This is a genomic window from Halochromatium sp., assembly GCF_054919635.1.
Genome location: NZ_JBUDPI010000184.1, coordinates 1 through 7,219, shown reverse-complemented (window position 1 = coordinate 7,219; position 7,219 = coordinate 1). Strand labels below are relative to the sequence as shown.

The window sequence follows — 7,219 nt, the reverse complement described above, 5'->3', positions numbered from 1 at the left end:
GCGGCGAGTGTGTTGGCGGTGGCCAGGCCCAGATCGTCATGGGCGTGCATCTCGATCTCGCAATCGCAGACGCTAGCCAGGTCGCGGATGCGCTCATAGGTGCCGAAGGGATCGAGCATCCCAACCGTGTCGGCGAAGCGTAGGCGTCGGGCGCCGGCCTGCTGCGCCGCCTCGGCGATCTGCTTGAGCCAATCCGGATCGGCGCGCGAGGCGTCCTCGCAGCCGACGCCGACCTCAAGCCCCTGCGCGCGTGCAATCCGCACCTCTTGGGCAATACAGTCGAGCACCCAGGCACGGTCGCGTCCGATCTTGCGGGCAATCTGTTGATCCGAGACCGGGATTGAGAGGTCGACTAGGTCGACGCCTAGCCCGACGCAGGCATCGATATCGGCGCTGCACATGCGAGCCCAGACCATCAGTCGGGCATTGAGCCCGAGGCCGGCGACGGCGCGGATCGAGTCGCGCTCCTCTTCGCCCATGGCCGGGATGCCGATCTCGAGCTCGGGCACGCCAAGGGCATCGAGCCCGCGCGCGATCGCCAGCTTCTCATCGAGCGAGAAGGCGACCCCGGCCGACTGCTCGCCATCGCGCAGCGTGGTGTCGTTGATGCAGACCCGAGGGGTCGTCGGAGCGCTGGTGATTGGCATCGGTTTGAGCTCCTATCAAATGTGTCTCGAAGGCGTTGCCGACACAGCGGCTTGTGAGTCCTGTCGAGATCGGCTCTTGGCGTTGCGCGGCTTTGTTGCGCCCTATCGCGTCTTGGTAAGTGGCTTAAGCAAATCCTGGGCCTAAATTTATGATTTTCAGAATCAATGGCTTAGAGCCGAGCTTTGCAGGTTTGGAGCAGCTGCGACCTGCTGAGTCTCGCCTTTGTCGGAGATCCGACAGGGCCAGGTCGATGAAGCGCGTGAGCGGGTGTACGAGCACATCAACAGGTGCTGTGCGCAACCGGCTGACGAGGGCCAGGATGGCAGCATCATGATTGACAGCGCACCGGCGACGACTACACTGGTGCGTAACTACAGCGTTACAACATTGAGGGGCATGATGGGCGCACCGGCCAAAGCGCGATTTGAGGGAACCGTTCAGCCTTGGGGCAATAGCCTGGGCATCCGCATCACCCGCCCGATCGGGCAGCTGGCTCGACTCGGCAAGGGGGATAAGGTGGCCATTGAGGTGACCGAAGACGGCTTGCTGATTACTCGCAAAGAGCCCGATCAACCGATCAGGTTCCCCTATACGGAGGCAGACCTGATCGCGGGGATGACGCCAGAGAAGGCCCATGCCGACGAATTGCCGAGCTTGCTGGACCATGAGCTTGGGGACTGACGTGGCTGGCCGCTACATCCCGGAGCGTAACGACATCGTCTTCCTTGATTTCGAGCCGACCAAAGGCAGAGAGATCGGCAAGTACCGCCCGGCGCTGGTGTTGTCGAGCAGGGCCTACAACCAGGCGACGGGCCTACTCATCTGCTGTCCGATCAGTACCAGCATCCGGGGAGCAGCGACAGAGGTGCCAGTCAATAACCTCGACGCGACATCGGTGGTGGCCGCCAACCTGATCCACACCCTCGATTGGCGGGCTCGCAAGCTGAAGAAGGTTGCTGCGGCTGAATCCGGGGTCTTGGAGCAGGTTCTCTTGCGACTGATGCCTTTGATCGGCGCTGAGCAACTGATCAGCGGGCTGTCAGCCCAGCCTTCATCGCAGCCCGGATCGCAGCAGTGAGGTCGCGGGAACGGCCCTCTATCGGGTCGACGCAGGTTACCGCTTCGGGCAAGTCTCGGGCCTGTACGCTTATGATTTCTAAATCAGTTGCTTAGTGAGCTGGACTGCACTGATTGGAGCAGATGCGACGGTCAGGGGCCAAGGTGATGTCGGAACTGCGACGAGGCCTGTTGGAGTGAGGGCGAGACGCTCGGCTAATCGGTCTCTGCGAGCGGCAATAGGATCTGCATCTGGGTTCCGCGGCCGAGGTTCGAGTGAAGCGCTAGCCCGGCTCCGGAATGCAGCACGAACTCGCGGACCATGAAGAGCCCGAGGCCGTGGCCGCGTTGTTGGGTCTTGGTCGAGAACAGGGGCTCGAACATCCGGTTCAAGATCGGTGCCGGGATGCCGCCACCGGTATCGTCGACATGGATGACGGCGTATTCATCAGGCTTGAGATCACCGACCATCAGCGTCGGATAGCCTGGCCAATGCGTGTGCTCGGCTTTGATCGAGAGCTTGCCGCCATCAGGCATGGCGTCACGACCATTCAGGGCCAGGTTGAGCAGCGCGGCCTGCAGAAAGCCGCCATTCGTGGTGGCGGCTAGGCCGGGCTCGACCCTGAGCTGCCAGTCGATCGACTCCGGCAACATCATCCGCAGGATGTCCGAGAGCTCCAACAGCGGCGGCTCGAGTGGTGTCGGGCGTAGCGGTACGCCACCGGCGCGGCTCAAGGCTAGCATGCCAGAGGTGATGACCTTGGCCTGGCCCAAGACGCTGGTCATCTCATCGAGCACCTGGGTGCTCTCAGCGTCAGGCTCGGTCGGCTTGATGAAGCTGCGGAGGAAGTAGAGATTGGCGTCGAGCACGGCCAGCACATTGTTGAAATCGTGGGCAACGCCGCTGGCGAGATGGCCAATGGTCTCGTGCTCTTTGGCACTCCGCGGATCAAGCGAGCGGGTCAAGCGGCTAGCGCTTGCTCGAAGTAACGCTCCAGATCCTCTTCGGAGTCATTGCTCGCAGGCTCGGCATTTAGGCTGCTGGCCAGGCGCAAGGTTTTGAGCAGATTGAAGATATGTGCCGGCACATTGATCAGCCGAAGCTGCCCCTGCTGCGAGGCTAGGGTGTTCTTGGCGGCGATCAGCAGGCCGATACCCTTCGAGTCGATGGTGCTCACCTGCTCGAGGTCAACGACAAGGTCTGACTTCGCGTTGCTGAGGGCATCACGGAGCTGACGCTGCAAGGCTGATACGGTGGTCATCGTCAGCTCATCGGTCACGACGGCACGGACTGAAGTGGACTCTTGGATAAGCTGTACGTTGGTCATGGTGGATACCTGATCGCTGATTGTTGGTTGACTAGACGACGAGATTGTCCTAGCCCCTTATTTCTTGGATTTAGGACTACATCAGCGGCAGCCAAGGCTGTGTAAAGAGTTGTTAAGGACGTGGAAATAGGTGGAAATCGAGTGGCTCGACTGGGATGGTCTGTTGCAGCCCAAGCGGGAACCGCATCAAGATCTCGGCGAGTGGCGATCTGTCGATCAGATCGGGGGATGAGTATCCAGCAGCGCTAGGGCCTCACTGCCATTCACGGCACTGAGCACCTGATGGCCGTCCTTGCGCAGCATGGCTTCGAGCATGCTGCGGAACGGCTCTTCGTCATCCACAATCAGGATCGTCGTCGTGGGTCTTCGATGCTCATACCGGCGCCGTTGTCGCTGACGCTAAAGCGCAACCCGGTCCTTGGTCTTCGATCAGGCAGCTGCCCTCCCCGGCGTATTGGATGACGTTGCGGGTCCGGTCCGAGACCGCGGTGGCAAGCCGGGTCTGATCGGCACGGCCTAAGCGGAGGCGGACGCTGCGCTACAGGCGATTCGCATTAGCTGAGAGTCCCATGACAAGGTGGTGCTCGCGCAGGCGGAGTTACGCTTCAGCGCGACGGAATCCAACAGACAGGCCCTATCTTGGTGGCCATGGCGCGAGAGGACTCCAGTACTATAGCCACGCGATCGGTGCGGGTTGGGCGCTGAGCTGTCAGCCCTGACCTTACCGACCTTCAACCATCAAGCACAACGATCCATCCTCATTCACCCTGAGAGACTTGACGATGAACGTCCAAGATCAAACTGCAATCGAAGGCCTGTTCGAGCGCCTGAAGCAGGCCGAGAGCCAGAGTGGCCCGCGTGATGCTGAGGCCGAGCGTCTGATCGGCTCCTTGGTGCAGCAGCAGCCTGCGGCGCCCTATCTGATGGCCCAGGCGGTGATTGTGCAGGAGCAGGCGCTGCAGCAGCTGCAGGGCCGGGTCGAGAGCCTGGAGAAGGAGCTTGCCTCGCGGCCGCAGGGCGGTGGCGGTTTCCTGGGCGGGCTGTTTGGCGCCGGTGCTGCGCAACAGCCCCCAGCGGCACCACCAGCTGCGCCACCCGCACCGCCTGGGGCCGCCGCGCGCTCTGGCGGTTGGGGCTCGCAGAACGCACAGCCGCAAGCCATGGGAATGCAGCGCGGCCAAGGCGGTGGCTTCCTGGCTGGGGCGATGCAGACCGCGATGGGCGTGGCCGGTGGCGTACTACTCGGTAATGCCATCGGCGGCCTGTTCTTGGATCATGCCGAACCGGCTCCCGCCGACGCGGCGCCTGCTGATGCAGGGGCGATGGACGACCCAGGTCTTACCGAGCCCGATCTGCCCGCGGAGGACGAGGGCGGCGGCTTCTTCGACGGTTTCGGTGATGAGGAATTCTGAGGCCGTCACTAGGCCAAGATCATCGGGCCGGGATCATCAGGCGCGAGATCATTGGGCGGCGGTTGCTAGCCGCCGCCTGGCTGTAACCTTGGTTCGGTATCCTCGGCTCCTTTGAGACGCTACTCAGACCTTGCTGGAGACCGACGCCGATGCCCGACCTGCCGCGACCCGATGAAGACGTGCTACAGCGGTATCTGCGCGAGGTGGAACAGCTGCTGGCTAAGCAGAGGCTGGTCGAGGATCTGACGCGGCGTCAGCAGATGCCGCATCAGCGGTTGGTCGAGAACATCACCCATCGGCAGAACCTGGCCCGGCTACAGCGCAAGCTCGATCGGCTGCATCCGGCCGATATCGCTCACATCCTGGAGGCGCTCCCGCTCGGTGAGCGCCTGTTTGTTTGGGATCTGGTGAGGACCGACAAGGACGGCGATATCCTGCTCGAGGTCTCGGACGCGGTGCGCCCAAGCCTGCTTCAGACCATGGATCGCGACGAGATCAAGGCCGCAGCCGAGGCCCTGGATGCCGATGAGCTGGCCGATCTGATTCCGGATCTCCCTCAGGACCTAGCGCAAGAGGTCCTGACCTCGCTCGATCAGCGCGAGCAGGCGCGTGTGCGCGAGGCCATGTCCTATGCCGAAGGAACGGTTGGCGCGCTGATGGACTTCGATCTGGTCAAGGTCCGCGAGGACGTGACCCTGGAGGTCGTCTCGCGCTACCTGCGCCGTTTCGAGGCGCTGCCCGACCACACCGATCAGCTCTTCGTGATCGATCGTGATGAACGGCTGCGCGGTGTCCTCACGCTCGAGGCGCTGTTGATCAACGAGCCAGAGACGGCGGTTGCCGAGGTCATGCAGACGACCGGGTTGAACCTGTTTCGTCCCGAGGACGAGGCGCGGCAGGCGGCGAATGCCTTCGAGCGCTACGACCTGGTCTCGGTACCGGTGGTGGATCAGCGCCGACGTCTGATGGCGCGGCTGACCGTCTCAGATGTCGTTGACTACATTCAAGAGGAGAACGAGGCCGAGATCCTGAGCAACGCAGGCCTGGAGGAAGAGGAGGACATCTTTGCGCCGATCCTGCGCTCGGTAAAGAATCGGTGGGCCTGGCTGGCGATCAACCTGGTCACCGCGGTGATCGCCTCACGGGTGATCAATCTGTTCGAGGGCTCGATCGCGCAGTTGGTCGCGCTCGCGGCCTTGATGCCGATCGTCGCCGGCATCGGCGGTAATGCCGGTAACCAGACCATCACCATGATCGTGCGCGCGATCGCGATGGGGCAGGTGCAGCCCTCGGCCTGGCGCCGGCTGATCGTCAAGGAGCTTGGGGTCGCGTTGATCAACGGTCTGGTCTGGGGTGGGGTGATCGGCATCTTTGCCGGCCTGGTCTACCAGAATCTGCCGCTCGGCGTAGTGATGGTTGCGGCGATGACGCTGAATCTGCTGCTCGCGGCCACCGCGGGCGTGCTCATCCCGTTGCTACGCCAGCGCTTCGGTCGTGACCCGGCGCTCGGCAGCTCGGTCATGATCACCGCGCTGACCGACTCCGGGGGCTTCTTCATCTTCCTCGGCCTAGCGACGCTGTTCTTGCTCTAGCGCCTTGAGCGTGCGCGGCACCCTGCAGCGCCGAATCGCGATCATTCCAACATTGCCAGCAGCAGGGCTTGCCAAGTGGTGTGGTCAAGCGCGCCTATCGTCGCGGCTGCGGCTCATGCATAAGCCGGCTGGAAGCCCGCGTCTTGGCCCTGGGCTGCTGGGCGGTCTTGGTCCCAGTACGGCGAGAGCTTGCGCAGCTGCGCAACGACGGGCGGCACGGCTTCAATGACGCGCTCGATCTCCTCAGCCGTGGTGTAGCGGGAGAGTGAGAAGCGGGTGGTGCCATGCGCGGCAGTGAAGGGGATGCCCATGGCGCGCATCACGTGGCTCGGCTCGAGCGAGCCCGAGGTGCATGCCGATCCACTGGAGGCGGCGATGCCGAGCTTGTTCAGCAGCAGCAGGATGGCCTCGCCCTCGATGTACTCGAAGGCAATGTTGCAGGTGTTGGGCAAACGATTGCTCGGGTCACCGGTGACGAAGCTGTTAGGCACGGCCTCGAGGATGCCTCGCTCGAGCCGGTCGCGCAGCGCGGCGACCTGGATACGCTCGGTCTCGAGATGGGCTTGGGCGAGCTCGCAGGCCTTGCCCAGCGCGACGATCGAGGCGCTGTTCTCAGTGCCCGCGCGTCGGCCACGCTCCTGCTGACCGCCTCGCAGCAGCGGGCGGAAGCGGGTGCCGCGGCGCAGATAGAGCACGCCGATGCCCTTGGGCGCATGCAGCTTGTGCCCGGAGAGCGAGAGCATGTCGATGGCGGTGTTCTTGAGGTCGATCGGCAGCTTGCCGACGGCTTGGACCGCGTCGGTATGGAACATTACACTGGCCGCGCGCGCCAGCTCGGCCATCTGCTCCACTGGAAAGAGGGTGCCGGTCTCGTTGTTGGCCCACATCACCGAGGCGATGGCGACCTGATCGCTGAGCAAAGATTGATAGTGCGCGAGATCCAGGCGACCTTTCTCATCAACGGCAAGATAGTGAACGCGATAGCCGTCCTTCTCCAGATGCTCGCAGAGGCTCAGCACGGCCGGGTGTTCGACCACGGTGGTGATGATCTCGCGGCGTTCCGGCTGGGCCTTGAGTGCCGAGAGGATGGCGGTGGAATCGGATTCGGTGCCGCAGGAGGTGAAGACGATCTCGGAGTCGAGCTCGGCGCCGAGCAGGGACTGCACCTGCTGGCGCGCGGTCT

At 63.1% G+C, this 7,219-nt stretch carries 9 protein-coding genes; 4 read left to right on the top strand and 5 right to left on the bottom strand.

Annotated features, from left to right (window positions below; translation table 11 throughout):
- Positions 1-647 (bottom strand): beta/alpha barrel domain-containing protein (locus ACY693_RS11805; protein WP_462322023.1); only part of this gene is annotated, 647 nt, incomplete at its 3' end.
- 223 nt (positions 648-870) lie between these two features.
- Between ACY693_RS11805 and ACY693_RS11800 the strand changes: the two genes are divergently transcribed.
- Both ACY693_RS11800 and ACY693_RS11795 read left to right on the top strand, forming a co-directional pair.
- Positions 871-1,329 carry an AbrB/MazE/SpoVT family DNA-binding domain-containing protein gene (locus ACY693_RS11800; protein ID WP_462322022.1) on the top strand — a complete coding sequence of 153 codons (459 nt, stop codon included), beginning with the start codon at positions 871-873 and terminating at the stop codon, positions 1,327-1,329.
- Positions 1,313-1,726, top strand: a complete 414-nt coding sequence (locus ACY693_RS11795; protein ID WP_462322021.1) for a type II toxin-antitoxin system PemK/MazF family toxin — start codon at positions 1,313-1,315, stop codon at positions 1,724-1,726. Before ACY693_RS11800 ends, ACY693_RS11795 begins: the two co-directional genes overlap by 17 nt.
- Positions 1,727-1,920: 194 nt before the next feature.
- Here ACY693_RS11795 and ACY693_RS11790 read toward each other — a convergent pair whose 3' ends face one another.
- The 3 genes from ACY693_RS11790 to ACY693_RS11780 all read right to left on the bottom strand — a co-directional run bounded on the left by ACY693_RS11790 (position 1,921) and on the right by ACY693_RS11780 (position 3,374).
- Complete coding sequence (locus ACY693_RS11790; RefSeq protein ID WP_462322020.1) at positions 1,921-2,670, bottom strand: sensor histidine kinase; 750 nt, start codon at positions 2,668-2,670, stop codon at positions 1,921-1,923.
- Positions 2,667-3,032, bottom strand: a complete 366-nt coding sequence (locus ACY693_RS11785) for an STAS domain-containing protein (protein WP_462322019.1) — start codon at positions 3,030-3,032, stop codon at positions 2,667-2,669. Before ACY693_RS11785 ends, ACY693_RS11790 begins: the two co-directional genes overlap by 4 nt.
- A 216-nt stretch (positions 3,033-3,248) precedes the next feature.
- The gene (locus ACY693_RS11780; protein WP_462322018.1) at positions 3,249-3,374 is read right to left on the bottom strand and encodes a hypothetical protein; all 126 of its coding nucleotides are present in this window, start codon (positions 3,372-3,374) and stop codon (positions 3,249-3,251) included.
- 440 nt (positions 3,375-3,814) lie between these two features.
- On the opposite strand from ACY693_RS11780, the gene ACY693_RS11775 reads away from it, so the two are divergent.
- Positions 3,815-4,444, top strand: a complete 630-nt coding sequence (locus tag ACY693_RS11775) for a DUF2076 domain-containing protein (protein WP_462322017.1) — start codon at positions 3,815-3,817, stop codon at positions 4,442-4,444.
- Between the two features lie 149 nt (positions 4,445-4,593).
- A complete protein-coding gene (gene mgtE, locus ACY693_RS11770; RefSeq protein WP_462322016.1) occupies positions 4,594-6,036 on the top strand; it encodes a magnesium transporter in 1,443 nt (480 codons plus the stop codon).
- A 113-nt stretch (positions 6,037-6,149) separates the two neighbouring features.
- Here the strand turns inward: mgtE and nifS are convergent.
- On the bottom strand, positions 6,150-7,219 hold a 1,070-nt coding region (gene nifS, locus ACY693_RS11765; RefSeq protein ID WP_462322015.1), incomplete at its 5' end, for a cysteine desulfurase NifS.

Bases quoted from the DNA above. Each gene is read 5' to 3' on its own strand.
- ACY693_RS11795 (WP_462322021.1), top strand. From the start codon at position 1,313: ATGAGCTTGGGGACTGACGTGGCTGGCCGCTACATCCCGGAGCGTAAC.
- ACY693_RS11785 (WP_462322019.1), bottom strand. From the start codon at position 3,032: ATGACCAACGTACAGCTTATCCAAGAGTCCACTTCAGTCCGTGCCGTC.
- ACY693_RS11775 (WP_462322017.1), top strand. From the start codon at position 3,815: ATGAACGTCCAAGATCAAACTGCAATCGAAGGCCTGTTCGAGCGCCTG.
- mgtE (WP_462322016.1), top strand. From the start codon at position 4,594: ATGCCCGACCTGCCGCGACCCGATGAAGACGTGCTACAGCGGTATCTG.